Origin of the sequence: Enterobacter sp. PTB (assembly GCF_051130085.1) — a bacterium.
GTDB classification, from domain to species: Bacteria; Pseudomonadota; Gammaproteobacteria; order Enterobacterales; family Enterobacteriaceae; genus Enterobacter; species Enterobacter ludwigii.
The window spans coordinates 15,087-35,038 of the sequence record NZ_JBDKEE010000020.1; the positions used below are offsets into that span (position 1 = coordinate 15,087).

The 19,952-nt window shown below is 61.5% G+C and carries 23 protein-coding genes; 21 read left to right on the forward strand and 2 right to left on the reverse strand.

Annotated features, from left to right (window positions below; all coding sequences use genetic code 11):
• Nucleotides 1-4 precede the first annotated feature (4 nt).
• The 6 genes from AAIR21_RS20590 (at nucleotide 5) to AAIR21_RS20615 (ending at nucleotide 3,073) form a co-directional block, all read left to right on the forward strand.
• Entirely contained in the window at nucleotides 5-622 is a 618-nt protein-coding gene (locus AAIR21_RS20590) for a type 4 pilus major pilin (protein ID WP_072056105.1), read from the forward strand.
• A gap of 60 nt (nucleotides 623-682) precedes the next feature.
• Nucleotides 683-1,147: a lytic transglycosylase domain-containing protein gene (locus AAIR21_RS20595; RefSeq protein WP_422713022.1), complete on the forward strand. Its 465-nt coding sequence runs from the start codon at nucleotides 683-685 to the stop codon at nucleotides 1,145-1,147.
• The gene (locus AAIR21_RS20600) at nucleotides 1,148-1,801 is read left to right on the forward strand and encodes a prepilin peptidase (RefSeq protein WP_052759978.1); all 654 of its coding nucleotides are present in this window, start codon (nucleotides 1,148-1,150) and stop codon (nucleotides 1,799-1,801) included.
• A 64-nt stretch (nucleotides 1,802-1,865) separates the two neighbouring features.
• Nucleotides 1,866-2,072 carry a type II toxin-antitoxin system VapB family antitoxin gene (locus AAIR21_RS20605; protein WP_046899138.1) on the forward strand — a complete coding sequence of 69 codons (207 nt, stop codon included), beginning with the start codon at nucleotides 1,866-1,868 and terminating at the stop codon, nucleotides 2,070-2,072.
• Nucleotides 2,069-2,446, forward strand: a complete 378-nt coding sequence (locus AAIR21_RS20610) for a type II toxin-antitoxin system VapC family toxin (RefSeq protein ID WP_046899139.1) — start codon at nucleotides 2,069-2,071, stop codon at nucleotides 2,444-2,446. The genes AAIR21_RS20605 and AAIR21_RS20610 overlap by 4 nt, the downstream gene beginning before the upstream one ends.
• Before the next feature lie 111 nt (nucleotides 2,447-2,557).
• Complete coding sequence (locus tag AAIR21_RS20615) at nucleotides 2,558-3,073, forward strand: hypothetical protein (protein WP_422712981.1); 516 nt, start codon at nucleotides 2,558-2,560, stop codon at nucleotides 3,071-3,073.
• On the opposite strand, the gene AAIR21_RS20620 is transcribed toward AAIR21_RS20615, so the two are convergent.
• Nucleotides 3,063-3,947: a hypothetical protein gene (locus AAIR21_RS20620; protein ID WP_422712982.1), complete on the reverse strand. Its 885-nt coding sequence runs from the start codon at nucleotides 3,945-3,947 to the stop codon at nucleotides 3,063-3,065. The two genes, AAIR21_RS20615 and AAIR21_RS20620, sit on opposite strands and share 11 nt — an antisense overlap.
• A 219-nt stretch (nucleotides 3,948-4,166) precedes the next feature.
• Between AAIR21_RS20620 and pilV the strand changes: the two genes are divergently transcribed.
• The 10 genes from pilV to traO are packed head-to-tail and all read left to right on the forward strand — an operon-like array spanning nucleotide 4,167 to nucleotide 14,833.
• A complete protein-coding gene (gene pilV / locus AAIR21_RS20625; protein ID WP_422712983.1) occupies nucleotides 4,167-5,531 on the forward strand; it encodes a shufflon system plasmid conjugative transfer pilus tip adhesin PilV in 1,365 nt (454 codons plus the stop codon).
• A 19-nt stretch (nucleotides 5,532-5,550) separates the two neighbouring features.
• Nucleotides 5,551-5,997, forward strand: coding sequence for a DotD/TraH family lipoprotein (locus AAIR21_RS20630; protein WP_422712984.1), 447 nt, complete (start codon nucleotides 5,551-5,553; stop codon nucleotides 5,995-5,997).
• Complete coding sequence (locus tag AAIR21_RS20635; RefSeq protein WP_434682118.1) at nucleotides 5,994-6,779, forward strand: type IV secretory system conjugative DNA transfer family protein; 786 nt, start codon at nucleotides 5,994-5,996, stop codon at nucleotides 6,777-6,779. Before AAIR21_RS20630 ends, AAIR21_RS20635 begins: the two co-directional genes overlap by 4 nt.
• An 11-nt stretch (nucleotides 6,780-6,790) precedes the next feature.
• Nucleotides 6,791-7,948 (forward strand): plasmid transfer ATPase TraJ, encoded by a 1,158-nt coding sequence (gene traJ, locus AAIR21_RS20640; protein ID WP_422712986.1) that lies wholly within the window; start codon nucleotides 6,791-6,793, stop codon nucleotides 7,946-7,948.
• Nucleotides 7,945-8,217: an IcmT/TraK family protein gene (gene icmT, locus AAIR21_RS20645; RefSeq protein WP_422712987.1), complete on the forward strand. Its 273-nt coding sequence runs from the start codon at nucleotides 7,945-7,947 to the stop codon at nucleotides 8,215-8,217. The genes traJ and icmT overlap by 4 nt, the downstream gene beginning before the upstream one ends.
• Nucleotides 8,217-11,357 (forward strand): LPD7 domain-containing protein, encoded by a 3,141-nt coding sequence (locus tag AAIR21_RS20650; RefSeq protein ID WP_422712988.1) that lies wholly within the window; start codon nucleotides 8,217-8,219, stop codon nucleotides 11,355-11,357. The genes icmT and AAIR21_RS20650 overlap by 1 nt, the downstream gene beginning before the upstream one ends.
• Nucleotides 11,358-11,367: 10 nt before the next feature.
• Nucleotides 11,368-11,874 carry a hypothetical protein gene (locus AAIR21_RS20655; protein WP_434682119.1) on the forward strand — a complete coding sequence of 169 codons (507 nt, stop codon included), beginning with the start codon at nucleotides 11,368-11,370 and terminating at the stop codon, nucleotides 11,872-11,874.
• Nucleotides 11,875-11,924: 50 nt separating this feature from the next.
• The gene (locus tag AAIR21_RS20660; protein WP_422712990.1) at nucleotides 11,925-12,596 is read left to right on the forward strand and encodes a DotI/IcmL/TraM family protein; all 672 of its coding nucleotides are present in this window, start codon (nucleotides 11,925-11,927) and stop codon (nucleotides 12,594-12,596) included.
• Nucleotides 12,597-12,598: 2 nt separating this feature from the next.
• A complete protein-coding gene (locus tag AAIR21_RS20665; protein WP_422712991.1) occupies nucleotides 12,599-13,597 on the forward strand; it encodes a DotH/IcmK family type IV secretion protein in 999 nt (332 codons plus the stop codon).
• A 3-nt stretch (nucleotides 13,598-13,600) separates the two neighbouring features.
• A complete protein-coding gene (gene traO, locus AAIR21_RS20670) occupies nucleotides 13,601-14,833 on the forward strand; it encodes a conjugal transfer protein TraO (RefSeq protein WP_422712992.1) in 1,233 nt (410 codons plus the stop codon).
• Nucleotides 14,834-14,916: 83 nt separating this feature from the next.
• On the opposite strand, the gene AAIR21_RS20675 is transcribed toward traO, so the two are convergent.
• Nucleotides 14,917-15,039, reverse strand: coding sequence for a hypothetical protein (locus tag AAIR21_RS20675; protein WP_422712993.1), 123 nt, complete (start codon nucleotides 15,037-15,039; stop codon nucleotides 14,917-14,919).
• A 51-nt stretch (nucleotides 15,040-15,090) separates the two neighbouring features.
• On the opposite strand from AAIR21_RS20675, the gene AAIR21_RS20680 reads away from it, so the two are divergent.
• The 5 genes from AAIR21_RS20680 to AAIR21_RS20700 all read left to right on the forward strand — a co-directional run bounded on the left by AAIR21_RS20680 (nucleotide 15,091) and on the right by AAIR21_RS20700 (nucleotide 19,860).
• Nucleotides 15,091-15,621: a hypothetical protein gene (locus tag AAIR21_RS20680; protein WP_422712994.1), complete on the forward strand. Its 531-nt coding sequence runs from the start codon at nucleotides 15,091-15,093 to the stop codon at nucleotides 15,619-15,621.
• Nucleotides 15,622-15,630: 9 nt separating this feature from the next.
• On the forward strand, nucleotides 15,631-16,161 hold the full coding sequence (gene traQ / locus AAIR21_RS20685; RefSeq protein ID WP_422712995.1) for a conjugal transfer protein TraQ: 531 nt from the start codon (nucleotides 15,631-15,633) through the stop codon (nucleotides 16,159-16,161).
• Nucleotides 16,162-16,176: 15 nt separating this feature from the next.
• On the forward strand, nucleotides 16,177-16,572 hold the full coding sequence (locus AAIR21_RS20690; protein WP_052759979.1) for a DUF6750 family protein: 396 nt from the start codon (nucleotides 16,177-16,179) through the stop codon (nucleotides 16,570-16,572).
• A 182-nt stretch (nucleotides 16,573-16,754) separates the two neighbouring features.
• A complete protein-coding gene (locus AAIR21_RS20695; protein WP_422712996.1) occupies nucleotides 16,755-17,636 on the forward strand; it encodes a hypothetical protein in 882 nt (293 codons plus the stop codon).
• A 133-nt stretch (nucleotides 17,637-17,769) separates the two neighbouring features.
• Entirely contained in the window at nucleotides 17,770-19,860 is a 2,091-nt protein-coding gene (locus tag AAIR21_RS20700) for a M4 family metallopeptidase (protein WP_434682122.1), read from the forward strand.
• The last annotated feature ends 92 nt before the right edge of the window (nucleotides 19,861-19,952 follow it).

A 19,952-nucleotide genomic window follows, 5' to 3' on the forward strand; every position in this document is an offset into this window, starting at 1 on the left:
TTTCATGATGATTTCCACCCTTCCACACCCGGCAGCCCCCGCTGACATGCCTGCACCGTCCGTTAACCGGGGCGCCATCACCCTGATTGAAGCCGGGGTCTACTTTATTCTGGCCATTCTGGTGATCGCCTTTGCCTTCACCCAGGGCGGCTCGCTGTTTAACCGCAACGACGCCACCACCGAGTACACCAACGCCGGGGAAATTCTCTCCAACGCCCGCTCGATGCTCAAAACCAACGGCATCTACAACTTCAGCAGCGCCACCAACATGACCGGGGCCCTGATTGAATTTGGCGGCGCGCCGGGCGGCATGACCATCGTCGGCACCAAGTCCTCCGGCACCGCCACCCTGGCGAACCTCTGGGGCGGCGCGGTCACCGTGCAGCCGGTGGCCACCGCCGGCGGGCAGAAGTCCAGCTTCTCCCTGACCTACAACGCCGTGCCGCAGGAGGCCTGCATTACCCTTGCCACCAAGCTGAGCGCCGACGCCAACGTGGTCGCCACCAAAGTGAACGGCACCACCACCAACGGCGTGGTGGACACCTCAGCGGTGGGCACCCAGTGCACCGCCGACAGCGGCTCCGCCGGCACCAACGTGCTGACCTTTACCAGCAACACCTGATGTTTCCTCAGCCGGCACGCCCCGTGCCGGCATCCTTTCCGGAGACCTGCAGTGACCTTCATCCGACTGTGCCTGGTCGGCCTGATTCTGGCCGGCTCCCTGTTACCCCAACAGGCATCGGCGTTCTGTTTTGAAGAAGCCGGGGCCCGTTACCATATTGATCCGCTGCTGCTGCGCGCCATGACAAAGGTGGAAAGCGGCTTTAACCCGCAGGCCGTGAACGCCAACCGCAACCGCCACGGCAAGGTGACCAGCACCGACTACGGCCTGATGCAAATCAACTCCTCGCACATCCCGGAGCTGCGCGCGCTGGGCATTATCCGAAGCCGGCAGGACCTGCTGACCAACGCCTGCCTCAACGTGCAGATTGGTGCCTGGATCCTGGCGAAAAGCCTCAGGCGCTGCGGGGTGACATGGCAGTGCCTCGGCAGCTACAACGCCGGCTTTGCGGAAGATAACGGCGCGCGGCGCATGATTTACGCCCGCAAGGTGTATGACAGCTACCGCCGCCTGCGGGGGGTGTGAATGTCATACCTGCTGTTACTGCCCCTGCCGGTCGCCTGCTGGCTGACCGCCCGTCAGCTGACGGGACAGGCCCGGGCGTTTTTACAGGCCCACCAGGGCCCGGCGCTCTCCCGCCCGCTGGCGCGGGGCATCACGCTGCTGTTCACCCTGCTGGTCTGCACCCTGTGGCTGCAGTCCCTCATCGCGGGGACGTCGCCTGCCGGCGCGCTGAGACTCAGCCTGTTGCTGGCCTGGGCCATTCCTCTGGTGACGCTGGACGTGCTGTGCTGCTGGCTGCCGCTGTGTTTTACCACCGGCTTCTGGCTGAGCGGCCTGCTGCTCACGCTGCTGCCCGGCAACCCGGTCACGCCGCTGCTCTCCCTCGCCGGCAGCGCCGGCATGTTCATATCCCTGCGGGGGTTGCGGGTGGTGGCGAACCGCTGCGGCGGTGAGGAGCGCGTCGGGCTCGGCGACGTGCACCTCATAGCCGGCCTGGCCGCGTGGTATGGCTGGGAACGGGCCTGCCTGCTGAGTGCCGTGGCCTTCCTTTTACTCTCGGTATCGGCGCTGGTCTCCCGCCAGCACACGCTGCCGTATGCCCCCTGGCTGTTTGCACTGCTGGCTGGCATTACGGTGGGGTGCCCTCAACTCCTCCAGTTCTGTCACTGTTCCTGAATCGCCATGATTCTGTTATTGATGTATAATATCATCAATAACAGAATCAAAAGGAGGCAGTATTATGCGAACGACCGTCACGATTGATGATGCGCTGTATGCTCAGGCGCTGGAAATGGCCGATCCGGACATGGATAAGGCCGATATTTTCCGTGAAGCGGTGAAAACGTTTGTGCGGGTACAGGCAGCCAAAAGGCTGGCTTCGCTCGGCGGCACCTCACCGGATATGCAGGCAGCCCCCCGCCGCCGGGAGGAGCCATCCGCATCATGACCGTTTTAGTGGATACCTCAGTCTGGGTTGATCATTTCAGAAACCGGAATGACGGATTGATTCAGTTGCTGGAACGGGATCGGGCACTGATTCATCCGATGATACTGGCAGAAATCGCCTGTGGAACCCCGCCGGCACCGAGGTCGCGAACGCTTGGCGATCTGAGCCTGTTGCCACAGAGCCATCAGGCCAGCATGGCCGAAGTCATGGCCTTTATTGAAAACGAAAAACTGTACGGGCTGGGATGTGGTCTGGTTGATCTTACGCTACTGGCATCAACCCTGATAACACCAGGTGCCAGGCTCTGGACGCTGGATAAGCGACTGGATACGCTGGCCAAACGTCTTAATGCAAATTACCAGCCGATTCACTGACCGCCCGTAAACCCCGCTGAAGCCGCCAGTTCTGGCGGCTTACTCTTTTCATCGTGATGACGATCATCACTGCACATCACGACAACTACCCCATCTGACCGGAGACGTTTGATGAACTCAACCGCGCCTGTTATCACGAAGTGTGGAAAAAAATACCGCCCGGCATCAGCCGGGAAGCTGTCTCTTGACGATCTGGATGAGGAGGCCCGCTCTCTCTGGAAAATATATCCCGATGAAGAGGAACAGGTGCTGCGCCTGCGGGTCTTACGGGGGCACGTCGATGCCCTGCCGTTGCCCAGGCCCTCACCATTATTAGAGGCAATCGATACTCTGCTGGCTTCCCACTATGAAGAAATGGGCGATCTGAAGACCCGGCGTGAACTGGAACACATCATACGTCTTGCGCTGAGGGAAAAGGTCAGGGTCCGCCGGGCCGAAGGCAGCGCACAGACACTGGCAACCCTGACCAATACGGTCCGTTACTGCCGTCTGGAACTGGTGGGTGTCCCCCATAATGTTCCGGGCGTCATCCGCAAGGAATTATCCTGGGAATTTTTCTGCCGGGTGGGCCCGTGGCTACTGATGCTCATTTTTATTGCTATGAATGTGGCAGCATTCATTTGGTGAGCAACACTGAGGATCTCATCGCGTCGGGTTTAAATACAATCCGTGAACCATATTTCCGAACTTTAAAGCCATTTCGCTTCATCAGGGAAAACAATCCTTTCAATGGTCGTAAGCCGCCGTATTGAAGGTTTAAACCAAATATTTCTATTAATGGTGTTTCCCTTTGTTCTGCAACGGTAACATTCGCTCCAGATGCGGTCAGTTCATCCACTAATTTCCCTAGACGTTTGTGGTTAATAACATGCGAAGCCATAGTCACGTCTTTAACCCCAGGAGGTAACGCAGGGAGTAGCCGAGCTATAAACGTCCCGATAAACAGCCTCTCAGCCTCATCCTGTTCTTCAGCGGTGAGGGGATTATCCACAGTGTCTTTTTCCGGAAAGAAATCCCCACTGACATGAACAGTTAATGAATTCGAGAGCATGGCGAAATAAATACTCTCCACCCCTGATGGAACATAAAGTCTCATCACGCCAGAAGGAAAAACAAATGACAACACACCAGAAAATATCATGAGCAGAGAAAAGGCCCATATAGCCAGGCCGGTATGATGAAACAAAAAACTGACTTCTGACCACGCTGCCCCAAAAAAGGTTATCACCATCAATAAAAAAAGAAGTCCTGAGCAATAATGTTTCTTAAAAAAAACAGCATCTGACGTAAAGCGCTTTCGGGAGATCCAGGCAAGAGAACAGAATAACGTAATAAAAGCGACAGGGACGATCCCCGAGACATCAGGGATGAATATCGTTGAAGCGTCTGGCCACCACATAATGCCAGACAAACAGGCCAGCACCGTTACCCCCGTCACCAGCACGGCCAGCGCGGTGACACTCCATGAAAAAAACGCCTTATCATCGTCAATATCAACCATCGTTATCACCTTAAACTCATGTAATCAGAAGGAAAGATACCATGAAAGAAAACAAACACCGCGGCAGATACCGCATGCCCAACGCACACGCAGCACCACGAACGACGTCGTGGCCGGTGCATGTCTTTCCACTACTCCGGCCGCAGCAATAACCCTCTGCGCTCAGGCCATGTTCTGAGCCGGCAACACCGCCGGTTTCACCATCTTCAGGTAACTCTTATGACTACTTCTTCCCCCTCTCCCGTTAACCGGGGGATGTCGTTCGCCTCGATGTCCATCGTGCTGGCCATTGTCATGATTGCCGCCCCGCTGGGGTACATGCGCTACGCCGAATACATGAACGAACGCACATGGGACGTGATGGCCCTCCATATGGACACCGTCACCCGGGCCGCACAGCACTACGTCCGCGACAACTACGCCACCCTGCAGTCCCAGGTGAGCGGCGGCAAGGCGGTGACGGTCAGCGGCCAGACCCTGCGCGACAAAGGCTATCTGCCGCCCGGGTTCTCCCTGACCAACTTCAACACCCAGAGCTATCAGGTCGGCATCGCCCGCGACCCGCAAAAAACCAGCCAGCTGGCGGCGTTCGTCATGACCACCGGCGGGCAGGCCATTGAGTTTAAGGGGCTGCGCTACATCGCCCAGAGCGTCAGCGGCATGGGCGGCTATCTGTACCCCGACAACATCGCCAGCGGCGCGGACGGCGGCTGGCAACTGAAGCTCGCCGACTACGGGCTGAGTGGCCAGAGCGGTCACCTGGCCGACTGGCTCTCCGCCGACGTGCTCGGCGGCAGCGATGACGAAAGCGACCGTCTCTACCGCTTTCAGGTCAACGGCCGTCCCGACCTGAACCGGATGCACACCGACATCGACATGGGCAGCAACGCGGTGAATAACGCCAGCACGGTCACCGCCAGCGGCGACATCAAAACCACCGGCGGCTGGATAGTCACCCAGGACAGCAAGGGCTGGATGAACGACACCCACGGCGGCGGCTTCTATATGGATGACGACAGCTGGGTGAAGTCGGTCAACAACAAGGGCATTTCCACCGGCGGGCAGATGAAGGGCGGCACCGTGCGCGCCGACGGCCGCCTCTCCGGCGGGGAGTTCCTGCAGCTCGACAGCGTCGTGGCCACCGGGGCCGCCTGTGAGCACAACGGCCTGCTCGCCTTTGACAGTCTGGGCATTCCGCAGAGCTGTCAGAACCAGCAGTGGCAGCCGGTCGGCAGCGCCGGCAGCATCAGCCGCGCCGCCACCAATAACCTGACGTTCACCAGCCCCGGCGTCTACAGCAGCTTTACCGTCAGCATCGCGTCACTGTTTGACCCGAAGGACGGCGGCCATACCGCGAACGCCCTGTTTAACATTCTGGTGAACGGCCAGCTGCTGGGGCAGGTCAACAACACCATCACCGTGAACAAAGGCGGCTCCAAAGGCCACTACTGGGGATACCAGTCTGAGGCCGTCGCCCAGCGCATGTACAGCCGGCGCCTCGGCCCCGGTGACACCCTGCAGGTCGTCTACGTCGGGGGCTACCTGCACAACCACAGCGATATCGAAGTCAACCTCACCAACTGACCCTTTCAGGAAATACCTCATGAAACGATTACTGACGCTTCTGGCGCCGGTGTGTCTGGCCGCCTGTCAGACGCCCCCGCCCCGGCCGCCGGACCCGACAGCCCTTACCGCCGCCGGGGTTCAGGCCACGCAGGCGCGCCAGCAGCTGCTGGCGCAGTCCGGGGTGCTGAACACGCCGGCACTGGCCATGCCTGACCCCATCGCCGCCAACTCGCAGCGCGTCTGCATCGACTGGGACGGCGACGCCGTGGAGCTCCTGAGCCAGCTTGCTTATCAGCGCGGGCTGAACTTTGCCTACACCGGCGTGCGCCTGCCGCTGCCGGTCAGCGTACACGTCCGGGACATCACCTTTAACGAGCTCCTGCGCCTGCTCGGCCCGCAAATCAACTGGCGGGCCCGCATCGACCAGGAGCCCCTGCGCCTGCGCCTGGACTTTATGCTGCCGCTGTCGGGGGTGCTGGCATGAGAAAACCCGTTCTGGCCCTGACCCTGACGCTTGTCACGGTACGGGCGATGGCCGCGACCGATACCGGGGCCCCGCCGCCGGGCCTCAGCGACTACCTCTCGCCGCCGGTGGTGAGCCACCACGGGCTCAGCGACACCCTGTGGCAGATGCTGAACGACGCCGGGCAGACCACCGGCTTTAGGGGTGGGAAAGCCCAGCGCGCCTGGGAGCTTCGCCAGGCGCTGGAGGCGCAGGATGCGACGCTGAACCGGCTCTACACCTTTGCGCCACTTATCAGCCACCAGGGCTGGCTGCCGCCGGTGATTGTGCAGGCAACCTCGCTGGCGCACATCACCGGGGAGCAGATACGCACGGCGAACCGGGTCTACACCATCCTGGTGCCGGAGCGTTTTGTCAGCAACCCGCCGGGCTGGCGCCAGTACCTGCTGGCCGGCCTGCAGGTTACCCGGGATATTCCCGCCGACATTCGCCCGAAAAACAGCGACGAGATGGCCGTCTGGAAAGCGGCGGTGGAGCGCGGCTGGCAGGAGGGCCGCGACAGCGCGGACGATACGCTTCGCAGCAACTTCAGCCGCCTGACCCGCGACTACACCGGCATGCTGCGTTACTCCACCCTGCTGAAGCAGGGCATGATTGCGCCGCCGGTGGTCAGCGAGCAGCTGCAGACCGTCACCGGCAGGCCGGACAGCATGACGCTCGGCGACCGCGTGCGCGACCTGCGCCAGCACGCCCGCTTCGAGCTCGACAAAAAGCGCTGGAAGCCCGCCGTCCGCACCCGTTAAGAGAGGTTTTTATGCACGACTTACAACACTACCCCTTCAGCGCCGGCCTCACCGCCGACACGCTGCGGGGGTTTCTGGTTCACTGCTACCGCCACGGCGTCTCGGACATTCACCTGCAGAGCGGTGGCCCCGTCGTGGTGGACCATCACGGCCGCAAAATCGTGGCCTGCGCCTTTCCCCTGGAGCACCCCGTGCTGCTCCGCCTGATGGATGAGATTTACTCCCCGGACATCAAGGCCCGGGTGCAGGCCGGCCATGGCGCCGACCGGGCGCTGCAGCTCGAAGGCGACAGCAACGGCCGCTATGGCCTGGCGCGCGGCGAGCGGGTGCGCTTTCGCACCAACTTTATTCAGGCCACCATCGGCACGCTCACCACCGCCATGGCGGTGACGCTGCGCGTCATCCCCTCCGCCATTCCGGACCTCGACGACATGGGGCTTGAGGACGAGCTGTACCACGCCCTGCTGCCGCAGGACGGCATCGGCCTGGTGTGCGGGCCCACCGGCTCCGGCAAGTCCACGCTGCTGGCCTCGACCTACCGGCACTACGGCCTGACCCACCCGGACGGCAAGCTGGTGACGTATGAAGACCCGGTGGAGTATCTGTTCGGTGGCCCCGACTGGGTGCTGCAGCCCCAGCAGTCCGAAATCGGGCGCGACGTCCCGTCCTTTGCCGCCGGCCTGCGCCTCTCCCTGCGTCAGGCTCCGACGCTGACTGGCGTGGGCGAGGTGCGCGACCTCGACACCCTGCAGGCGGCGCTCGCCTGCGCCCAGTCCGGGCACCTGACGCTCAGCACCCTGCACGCCTTCTCGCCCGGGCACGCGTTCTCCCGCTGCGTGCGCATGGCACCGGAAGATTCCCGGGAGCAGACGGCCTTTGACCTGCTCGACGCCCTGCGCTTCGTGGTGGTGCAGCGCCTGCTGCCCACCACCGACGGGCGACGGCAGGCGGTGCGGGAGCACGTGGTGTTTGACGAGACATGGCGCGACGCGCTGGGTGCCCATCACCACGCCCGCTGGCCGGGACTGATTAACGCCCGCCTGCAGGCGGAAGCGCGCCGCATCACCGACCAGACCTGGCGACTGTTCCTCGACGGTCGCATCACGGAGCACACCGCCATTCAGGTGATGGGCTGGCAGGGATTCCATACCCGACGGGAGGCCGCATGAGTCCGCACTACTCCCCCTGGCTGGACGCAGGCCGGCCGGTGAACATCTTCGGCATTCCTGCCCTGGTGTACCTGGTCTTCCTGCTGTGGTTCTTCTGGCCCTGCGTGCCCGTGCTGATGTTTTGTCTGGTGCTGCTTGGCGCGTACAAGCTGCTGGCGATGTGGGGTTACACCATGACCGTCATGCTTCAGCGCGTCCTGCACCTGCTGCGGGGCACCCACGTCAGCGGACGCCCCTGGTGGTACCGCAAATTCTTTGAGGCGCCGTGATGAAAGCAACCGAAAACACCTACCTCGTTATCCCCTACGACCAGCTGGCACAGGCCAAAAAGGTGGCCGGGCGGCTGGAGAACAACCGGCCCGCCCTCGGCTTTGATGAGGAGAAAAAACTCTGGTACGCCCGTCCGGGTGCCGACCTGGAGCGCCTTGGCCGCTGGCGCGTCGATACCGCCCTGGTGACGGAGACCAGCGGCAATCAGCAGCAGGAGTTCAGCGACTTTATCCGCGCCTGCGGCGGCGACCTGAACGGCCTTGCCGTGATGGACGGCAAAACCCACCGCATCCGCATGGACGATGACAAGGCCGGCAGCAAATCCGGCGTCTACGTGGGGCATCTCGACGGCTTTGCCAACGGCTGGTTTGCCGACCACCGGACCGGTGGTGACAGACAGACCTGGTCCTCCCGCTCGGCAAAACCCGACCCGGTGGCGACCGCCCACCGCAAAGCGCAGCTGGCACAGGAGCAGCTGCGCCGCGAGGCCAGCACCCGCAAGAAGCACGACCAGGTGGCGCAGAAGGCGCAGCGGGAATACGCCCCGCTGCCGCCCGCCGGCAGCAATCATCCCTACCTGCAGAAAAAAGGCGTTGACGCCGGAGACGGTCTGCGCCTGACCGCCGGCAACGACCTGCTCATCCCGCTGGTCAACGCCGCCGGCGATATTCGCACCCTGCAGACCATCGCCCCGGACGGCAGCAAGCGACTGATGACCGGCGGCGAGAAGGCCGGCAGCTTTCACGTCACCGGCGGGGAACTGAAAAACGGCGAGCCGCTGGTCTTTGCCGAGGGTTATGCCACCGCCCGGAGCGCGTCGCAGGCGCTGGGATACCCGGTCATCATGACCGTGGACTCCGGCAACCTGGTGACCGTGGCGAAGGCCCTGCACGCCCGCTACCCGGACAGCCCCACGCTGTTTCTCGGCGACGACGACCAGCCCAAACCGAAACGCCCGGGCAACCCCGGAAAGGAGAAGGCCGAAGAAGCCGCGCAGCTCACCGGCGGGCGTTACATTCTGCCGGTATTCACCCCGGAAGAACGAGCCCGGGGGATGACCGACTTTAACGACCTGCACCACGCGCAGGGCATCGATGCGCTGGCCGCGCAAATCCGGCTGGCCTTTGACGCCTTACCCCGTCCCACACTCAGTGAGGAAGTCCAGATGAACGACCACACGCCGGCATCGATACCCGCCCCGGGCGATACCCGCCCGCCGCTTAACGCCGACATCCCGCCGCCGGCAGACCTCGCAGACTACGGTCCGCTGGCCGAACAGGTGTTTGAGCAGGACCGGGAAGAGGCGCCAGTATTACGTACCGCACCGCCGGCAGCCGAAGAGATGCCTCCCGTGGAAGCCGTTCCGGAGCCGGTCACCACGGACAACGCCACCGTCCCGCCGGTGCAGGAGGAGACGCCGGAACCCACAGGGGCAACACCACCTGCAGACGACGAAGCTGCCCCTGAACCACCACCCCGCCCGGCAGAGCCGCCGCCTGCCCCGGGCAGCGCGGCGGAAGATGAACCGTTGACGGATGCAGCGCCACAGGCCGGACCGGAAAGCCCCGCCCGCGCCACGTCCACAGAGGACGGTATTCATATCGACACCGGCGGCGATGCCCGCAGGGCCACGCCAGTTGACCTCGATGCGCTGATGCAGAACATCACCCACGAGATGATGCCGGACGGCCGGGCGGTGAGATACCTGTACGCCGGTGAGCCGGCCTTTGTGGATCATGGCCACCGCATTGCCATGGCCGGACCGCAGGCAAGCCAGAACGACGCCATGATCCTGGCGGCGCTGATGGTCGCCCGCGAGTGCTACCGGGGGCGTATCGAGCTCACCGGCAGCCCGGCCTTCCAGGAGCGCGCCATCGGGCTGATTGCCGCCTACAGCCTGGACATCACCATGAAGCATCCGCACCAGCAGCTGATGCTGGACGAGGCCCGTAAGGCGCAGGGCAGCGAGCCGGCCCCGGGGGAGACGCCGGTGCCGGCCGGCACCCCGGTCTCCGCCATCGTGCCGGAGCGGGCAGCGACCACCGCAGCCGCTTCTGACCTGCCGCCGGAGCTGCGCCCCACCGTCGCCCCGCAGGAAGCCCCGAAGCACGCCAGCCGCCAGGAGACCGAAAAAGGCCTGACCGGCACCCTGCTCGACTACGGCCCGGCCCCTTACCAGTTCGACAGGACGCAGAGCCCCAGCTACTACGTGCACCTGCGCACGGAGCACGGTGAACGCGTTATCTGGGGCAAGGAGCTCGCCACGGCGGTCGGTGATAGCGGCCTGAAAAAGGGCGACGTCACCACCCTGACCTGGCTGGGCAACAGGGAGGTCGGGGTCACCACGAAGGTGCGCGACGAGAACGGGAAGGTCATGGTGGACGACAACGGCGTGGAGAAAACGGAGGTCATCACCGCGAAGCGCAACCAGTGGGAGATGAAGCCGGCCATTGATCATGCGGTACTGGTGAGCACCGCGCAGCAGAGCGCGCCACCGGCCAGCCTCCTGGCGTATGAGATGCGCCACTACGCGGCCCTGCACACGCAGGTCAGCGCGCTTGCCGCACAGGCGGGCGTCACCCTGCCGCCCTTGTCCCCGTCTTCAGACCTGGTGTGGCTTAAACCCAACGGCGAAGGCACGACGCCGCCGGCCACCCGTCCGGCACAACTGAACGTCCCGACGGACACCGCCGGCGCCGGCACGGTGCTGATGCAGGCGATGACCGCCGACAGCCAGCTGAAGATGCTGCTGGTCAAGGGGTCGGGAGAGTTTGTGCAGGGGGTGGTGCTGCATGAGGGGGCTTATCAGCCGGTGCTCGGCACGCTCTGCACCCGCGACAACGGCAGCCGCTATCTGACGCTCAACGCGCTGACCCCCGAGGGGCCGCAGGTCATCGGCTACGGCAACCCCGTCAACCACGAGGCCGGCGCGTATAACGCCTTCGTCTTTCGCCTGAAGGGAGAGAAGGAGCGACTGTACGCCCCGCTGACCGAACCGGAAAAGTGTCCCCCGGGGCTGCATAAACAACTCGGGTTCACGCACGACTACGTGCCACCGGCGTCAGCCCCGCAGCCCCGGGACACTGAGCGCGTGGAGCCGGCCGTCAGACCTGCCCCGCCGCCCCGGCCGGGAATGTAAGGAGTTCACCATGCCCCTGCGTTACTTTCTGCTGGCCACCCTGGTGGCCGGCAACGTCCTGCTGCCGTTCACGGCCCACGCGACGGCCAGCTGCCGGGCCGCCATCGCCGCTCAGCAGGGCGCCGAAGCGGGTTACAACCGGGACAAGCAGGCCGCCCAGTCCTGGGCCGACAGCGAAAACCAGGTCTCAAACGGCGCCCAGCAGTGTCTGGGGGACATCAGCACCACGCTGACCGTCCCGGTATTTCCGGACCTCAACGCCCTGCTGAACCAGGTGATCAACAAGGTCCGTAACACCGCCCGCGACAAGATACACCAGTACATCCCGAACAATATCGACCCCTGGGGAAATATCCCCACACAGCCCATCAACGTGAGCACCGCGCCGTCCCCGGCGCAGATGCCGGTACGGCGACCGATGGCGTATGCACCACCGCCCGTCCCCGGGAACGTCCCGGCGCCCTCCCCGGTGCCGGCGTCCGGCGACGGCACCGGGGAATACCTGTTCTCACCGTAACGCTAACCTCCGCTGACCAATCCGGTCAGCCTGACTGACGGAATCATCCTGTGACCACACCTTCTGCACCGCCCGCCCGCGTGGCGGCCGACCCGTATGCCGCCGCCCGCGCGCGACATCAGGCCAGCCAGCTGAACGTCGCCTTTACCCGCAAACTGCTCGCCACAGTGATGTGGCAGAGCGTCGTCTGCGTGATGTGCCTGGTCATCATAGCCCTCCTTGCCTGGGCCGTGATGCACCCGCCGGTGAAGTATTTCGCCACCCAGGACGGCCGGGTTATCCCGATTGTGCCGACCGACGAGCCCGCGTACAGCGACGCCGACGTTACCGACTTCGGCAACCGCATGCTGCGCCGGGCCTTCACCCTGGACTTCGACCACTACAACGAGCAGGTCAACGCCATGCTCGGCCCGTTCTCTGACGAGGGGTATCGCAGCTACTACGCCGCGCTGACCCAGTCCAACGTGCTGAAAACGGTGAAGGAGAAAAAGATGAACCTCTCCGTCATGACCTCGGCGGGTGTGGTGGCCAGCAAGGGCCAGCTGGAAAACGGCGTCTTCGCCTGGAAGACCCAGTATCCGGTGGTCCTCAGGCTGAGCGGCCAGACGAACTCCCTTCCCGAGCAGCGCTTCGTGGTGACCCTGCTGATTCAGCGCGTCGACCCGCGCCTGAAGCATGACGGCCTCGACATCGCCCAGCTCATCACCACACCGGTATCGTAATCATGAAAACAGTCACCTCCGGCCTGCTGATGCTGGCCACCCTGTCCGTCCCGGCGCTGGCCGCCACCACCGCCCTGCCGCCTGCCCCCGCGCCGGTGGCCTGGCAGTCCGCACAGACCCTGACGCCACAGACCCCTGCGGCACAACCGGCCCCAGTGAACAACACCCCGGCAGGTGCCCCCGGCCCGGCACCGGGTACGCCCCTGCCGCTGCCCTCGCCGGCCATGGACTACGCGCAGGGCCAGGTCACGCCGCTCTCACCGGCGGAAACCGGCGAGCTGCACCGCTCGCTGGACGAACTGCAGCGCAACGAAGGCCGCCCGGTGGTCAGCGCCGTGCCGCGTATCAGTTCGCTCACGGTCAACCTGTCCCCCGGTGCCTCGCTGCCGCTCCTGCGGGTGCTGCCGGACTTTCCGGGCACCGTGGCCTTCACCGATGAGACCGGGGCGCCGTGGAACATCGCCGCCCCGCCGGTGAACGGCAACGGCGACGGCTTTGCCGTGCACTATATCCCCGACAGCCCCAGCATGGTGGTGGAAGCCCGCCGCCCGTATGACACCGGCACCGTCACGGTGTACCTGCAGGGGCTGGCGGTCCCCGTCGTGCTGAGCCTCGCCAGCGGCGAGCCGGACAACCGGGTCAAGTCGCAGCTCACCGACAGCCGCCTCGACCTGCGTATCCCGCAGCGCGGGCCGGCCGCCCGGGCGCTGCCGCAGGGGCGGGAGAAGGTGGGGCTCTACAACGCCGACCTGCAGGCGTTCCTCGACGGCGTGCCGCCGGACAGCGCCCGCCGCATCACCACCGGCGGCGACGTCCCGATGACCACCGTCTGGCAGCAGGGCGATGACCTCTATATCCGCTCGCGCAGCGAGCTGCGGGACAGCTTCGAGCAGACCCTGTCGTCCGCCGACGGCACCCACGTCTGGAAGCTGCCCGTCACCCCGGAAGTGGCCTTCTCCGTCATGGGGAAGACCACCACCCTGACCCTGAACCTGGAGTAAACCATGGCCATCGAACAGGACGCCGCCCGTGACGGCAAAAAAACGGGCCTGGTCATCATGCTGGGCCTCGCGGCCGTGGCGGCGGTGATTTACCTCATTGCCGGCTGGCTGAACCGGGCGCCGCCGGCGGACTCCGCCTACGACATCGAACGGGTGGCGAGCAACGCCGCCGTCGACTCCCCGGAGACCGCCCGCTACCGCAAGCAGATGCACGACGCCGACCGCCACCAGGCGACGCAGGCCGAACAGCGCGGCGGCAGCTACATCGCCTCCATCAGCGAGGCGCCGGTCGCCACGCCGGAGGTGGCGCTGGCTCCGCAGCCGGTCAGCCTCGACACCACGCCCGCCGGCCCCGTGACGCCGGTCAGCGACGTCAGCGACGAGCGGAAAGAAGCCCTCAAAGGCTACCTGAAGACGCTGGGCGGCCGCTGGCGCCCGGGCGGCGTGCAGCTGGCAGACAGCTTTGGCCAGTCAGACGCCCGGGGCAGCAGTAACGGTAACGGCAGCAGCGGCGGGGGTACGCAGGACAGCGCCTTCGCCGGCTGGAGCCAGAGCCTGCCGGGGCACGCGCCGGTCGTGCAGACGGTCGCCGCCACGACGGCCGGAACGGCAGACAGCGCGCCGGCGCAGGTGATTGTGGCGCCGGGTTCACGCCCGGGCGCGGTCATCGACAGCGCCGTCGACTCTGACAACCTGAACGCGATTGTGCTGGCGCACATTCCGGCCGGCCCCCTGGCCGGCGCCACCCTCACCGCCCGGGGCATCCAGCTCGCCGGCGACGGGGTCACCGTTCACTTCACGCAGATGACGCTCAACGGCACCGGCTACAACACCGACGCCTGGGCGCTCACCGATGACACCCTGCAGTCGTCGGTGGCCACCGACGTCAGCCACCGCTACTTCAGCCGTATCATCCTGCCTGCCGTCGCCCAGGGGATTGGCGGCGTGGGGCAGCTCTATAAGGACCAGAACACCCAAATCCTGTCCACCAACGCGGGCACCATCACCGGCGGCACCGGCTCCGTCAAGGGCTCCGCCGTCGCCGGCACCATCGTTGGCGGTATCGGCGCCTCCGCCGGGCAGGTCATGGCCAGTGACGCCGCCCGCCTGCCGGCCACCCAGGTGCGGATAAGCCAGAACCAGGTGATTGCCGTGCTCTTTATGAAAGCCGTGACCGACCGTGACCGGACGGAGAAAGACCCGGCCATTCCCCCATTAACCACCGGAGCACACTGATGTCGCATTTTGATATGGACGACCCCGAACTTCCGCCGGCGCTGCACGTGGACGAGCCGCCCGCTCACCCGCTGCCGGCGCCGTCAGAAAAAAAGATGATACAGCTGCCCCTGCTCGGCAACGTCACGATGCTGCAGCTGGGACTGATGGCCGCCGGCCTTATCGCTATCGTGCTGTTCGCCGCCCTGCGGGGCGGTCCGGCTCATCCGGCCACGGCACCGACGTTCGCCACGCAGGTGGCCACGCCGCCGCCGGCGATGGAGAGCCCGCCGGACGCAGCGGATATGAACGCCCCGCTGCCGGCCCCCGCACCGTCCGAACCGGCAGAGGCACCCGTACCGGCACCGGCTGAAAACCCGGACGTCACGGCGCTCAGCCAGACGGTCGACGGGCAGCGCGGGGAGATCACCCACAACCGTACCGACATTGATGCCCTGACCCGCCGCGTCGACGCGCTGGAGAAAGCCCGGCCGCTCACCGCAACCGCAGGCCACACGTCAGCCGGTGTAAAAACCACGCGACACCGGACCGCCGGTACGCACCGCCGGCAGACCACGCCTCGCGCACGCCCGGGCAGTTCGCCGTCAGTCGTCACTGCATACCGCGCGCCGCCGGCCACGCTCTGGCGCCAGGCGCATATCGAGAGCCTCTATCCGGACCTGGCCTGGGTGAAATACCGGGACAGCACCTGGGCGCTGCGCCCGGGAGACACGCTGGATAACGTCACGGTGCTGAAAATCGACACGCTGCACCGGACGGTGGTCACCACCGCCGGCACCCTGCATTAAGGAAGGAACGTGGATCTTATCCAGATGCTGGCCAGTGCGGCCAACAACATCGCCAGCGCCGGCACGGACCTGGTGCTGACGCTCGGCGGCGTCGGCGGGCTGGCGCTGCTGGTCTTTTACTTCAGCAACCTCGCCTCACAGGCCCGTCGCGGGCAGGTGAAGGACGGGGCCGGCAAGTTCGTCGCCGTCATCCTGATGTGCTGCTGCCTTATCACCCTGCACAGCGTGATGAACGCCACCTCGCACCAGATGGCGCTCGGGGAAGTCACCTTCGGTGCCATCACCTACCTCTCCGAGGGGAAATACGGCCCGGCGGCAGTCGCCGTCAACGCCTGCCTGACCCTGCTGCAGGCGCTCGGCGCCTGCTTTGCGCTGTCGGGACTCGGTCGCCTTCGCCGGTCACTGAAGGACGGCCATACCGGCCTGTCCGCCGGCGAGGACATCTCCGGCGGGGTGAAACGCCTGATTTGCGGCGTGATGCTCGCCTGTAATCCGCAGCTGCTGGATGCACTGCAAAACACCTTAAACATTCACTGGTAAATCAAAGAGGAAGTTATGAATAAAGTCACCCACCTGCCCCTGCTGCTCTGCGTTCGTCTGTCAATGCTGCTCGATGCCTGCCGGCGCCACCAGGTCCGCCTGCTGACGTTCCTGGCCGGACTCCTCACCACCTCGGCCGCCCGGGCCGATGACGACATCGCCGGCATGTTCATCTCGGTGGCCAACGGGATCAAGTCGCTGAAGCAGCCGCTGATTGACTCGTCCCTGGTGATTGGGGTCGCGGCAGTGTTTATCGCCCTGTGCATGCTGGCCGGGAAGAAAAACAACCCGCACATCAAGGGCTGGCACATCATTCTGGCCTTCGTGGTGGGCTTCTGCTTTATCGCCCTGGATCAGATAACCACGCGCGGTCAGAAACAGCTGGGCCTGAACCCGGTCTCGGTAGGGTAAGTCCAGATGCTCCGCCCTTCAGGGTGGAGCATTAAATCAATACAAATAACACTTAAAATCAATAAGATGAAAAAAATCATGGCGTCTTATGCATTGACGTATCCTGCACCCGTGATGATATCTGTCGGTACCGAAAAGTCGGTACCTTATCCCAATACATCATGAAATACAGAGAGGTTGTTATGGCTGGTTTTGAGTGGAACCCGGATGCAAAACAGGAGTACGCTTCATTGTTTGGAGTTACTGTACTGACTGAAACAGGGGCCCATTTTGCAAAAAAATGTGAAACTGATTTCACCATGAACGCTCCCGGCCGTGCGCTGACACTGGAGGTTACCGATGGTACAGATATTTTGTGGCCACAACTGGAAGACGGGGATGCTGATAAAAAACTAAACATGGTTTTTGAAAATGGAGATTTCAACATCCAGTCCAATGGTGACATATATATCGGGTTAAGCCCCAAAAAACACCAGGATGAAGAAAATTCCAGTATTTTTCTGGATGCTTCTGCAGGTTACATAAAAATCAGGTCTCCGGAGGGAAGCATCTTCCTTGGCGGGAAGAAAAAGTCCTTCCTGCAGGCCCGGGAAAATGGAGATCTGCTTTTTGAAGCTGAGCAAATCTCATTCCCCTCGGGCAATATTCGCTGTGAAGGTGAAGGCAGTATGACACTGTCAGCAGGAAGGATCACCCTTGAGGGTTCAGACAAGGACACAGGAAATGAACCCCCGAGATTCGATCTTATAGCCGATAGCCATGACTTTGAATATCGCCCACGAATCGAGTTCTGGCACCCTACTGACCTGAGAAAAAACCCATGGGTATTCTCCAAAGACAACAATCACCACGGGGTTTTCAATTTCGATACAAACGGCAACAGCGAAAATAAAAAGGGGATATTCATCTTTAACGGCCAGACAGAAGAAAGCCTTTCCGCATTAATGGAGGGAGGGTATCTGGCAATTAATAATACACCTGTTATCGGAAAAGACGCTGTCAGTAAAGCGTTTAATTTTAATAAAGACGGGAATTCAGGCCGCTACTTAGTCTCCCTTAAATAACACTCATTAAATACTCCGCCCAAAAAAGGCGGAGTCTTTTTCATCTCTCGTCGCATTGACGACAGAAACCTCCCATCTCCAGAGTCTGGCACTGACACTTCAGTTTTATTACGTTGATTAAAGGTCAGATAATATGAAATCGAACAAGAAGATACTGGCGTTGGCACTGATAACCAGTTTTTCAGCGCAGGCGGCGGAAGTGATGCATCTGGACGGCACAGTGCCGGATAACATGACCGCCACCACGCTGCAGAATTATCCATGGCTGGGTGAGGGAAATACGTTTTCTTCGGTCGTTAGTCTGCCGACCCGTCATCAGACGAGCAGCGTAAAACTAGTGCAGTACTACCACAACATCCCCGTTTACGGGCATCATCTCACCATTGAAGAGGACAAAAATCATAAGGTCGTTCACGCTTATGGCGATCTTGTCTCTAAGCTGACTGAGGACGCTATACCGGACAAACCGGTGCTGAGCGAACAGGATGCGCTATCCGCGACCCGGAAAGCTTTTCATCTGGAAGGAACACATTCCGTACCTGACTCGCTGACCATCAAAAAATACATTTATATCGATAAAGACCAGAAAGGTCTGCTGGTTTATAAAGTCGATTTTCTGTCTGACAACAGACTGCGCCCTGTGGCCTTTATCGACGCAACGTCCGGTACCATACTTGAAAAATATAATGGCGTCAGAAATGTCACCATGCACGGCCCCGGTGGAAACGAAAAGACCGGAAGGCAGGATCTGAAGTTTGATGCCGACAAAATAGCCGCGCCAAACACACCGACACGCTGTTATTCCCGAGACGACAAAAAAAAGGTATTTATCTATAAACAAACAAATGAGTCTGATGCCGGAGCGCTAACGTCGTTTGACTGCCTCATCGCTCCGGAAGATCCATATAATGGCGGATTTTCGCCGGTGAATGATGCCCTAAGTTATGTTGAGGGGACCATTGACATGTATATTTCCTATCTGGGAGTTCCCCCCAGAGATGGAAACATAAATACTTACGTTCAGTATAGTGAAGGTGAAGGATCCTCCTGGGTAGGTCGAGTAATTCTTGCTGGCGGAGATAAGGATTTCTATCCTTACACCACGCCCGATGTTATCGCACATGAAGTTGGGCATGCCTTCACAGAAAAAAACGACGCCTTACAGCCAGGCGGCGAACAGACAGGAGCCATCAATGAGTCTTTTTCTGATATGTCCGGTGAAACCTTTAAGTATTACCTGAATGGCTCCAATAATTTTTTGATGGGGGAAAATGTAGTCAAACCCGGTGTTATGCAGGATAACGGGCAACCTATGCTTTCTGTTCGGTATTTGTGTGACCCATCTCAAGATGGTAAATCCATTGATAATCAAAAAGATTATCAGCCAACAATGGAGGAGCATTATACATCCGGAATTTATAATAAGGCGTTCTGCCTGCTGGCCAAAAGTGACGGCTGGAATACCCGCAAAGCATTTGGCTTGTTTGCCAGAGCCAATACGCTTTACTGGACAAACTTTACCAGCTTTAATTCCGGTGCCTGCGACGTTCTTCAGGCCGCTCGTGATGAAGGTGATTCAGAAAGCGATGTCATTAATGCCTTTACCCAGGTTGGTGTAACCTGCCAGAACACCTTACCTAAAAAGCTTACGGTTATGCAAAGTAACTCTTCAGGGAAGGTATGGTGGGAGTGGGCTGGCGGCACAGGTTATCCGGCAACCGGGTATGATGGTGCACAATTTGCTCTGCGTCTGGATAATGCCGTAGCCACAGAATGGAGCAGCTCTGCGCCTGATGTAGCTTCAGTGAACGACAAAGGAACAATCACCATACATCGTAAAGGCACCGCAGTCATTACAGCAAAATACGACAGTGGCTCACTGGATTATCCCGTGAATATAAAATACTGGTTTACCAGCCCTCCATCGCAGACCGGAAACCCGAGAAATCCTATCACATGGACCAGTGCTGATGCTGAGTGCCGTTCTCTGGGGAAAATGTTGCCAGAGATTAATTTTATCTCTCTAACACAACCTCCTGTGGTAGGTAACTACGCGGATGAATGGAGTAATGCGTTTAATAAAATAAATGGTTTATACATCTGGTCTTCCACACCATCGTCGCAAGAGAATGGATATTACCTGGCAGCAAAAGCATTATCCAGCCAGCAGATATCACTGCAAAAAGATTCAGCAAACATGACCGGTTCGATATGTATGGATTAAGCGTTTTAGAAACCCAACAGCCAGATCTTACCCCGGTACAATCAGAGTAACCTAACGCCCGCCCTTTATGGGCGGGAAATTTCAAATCGAAA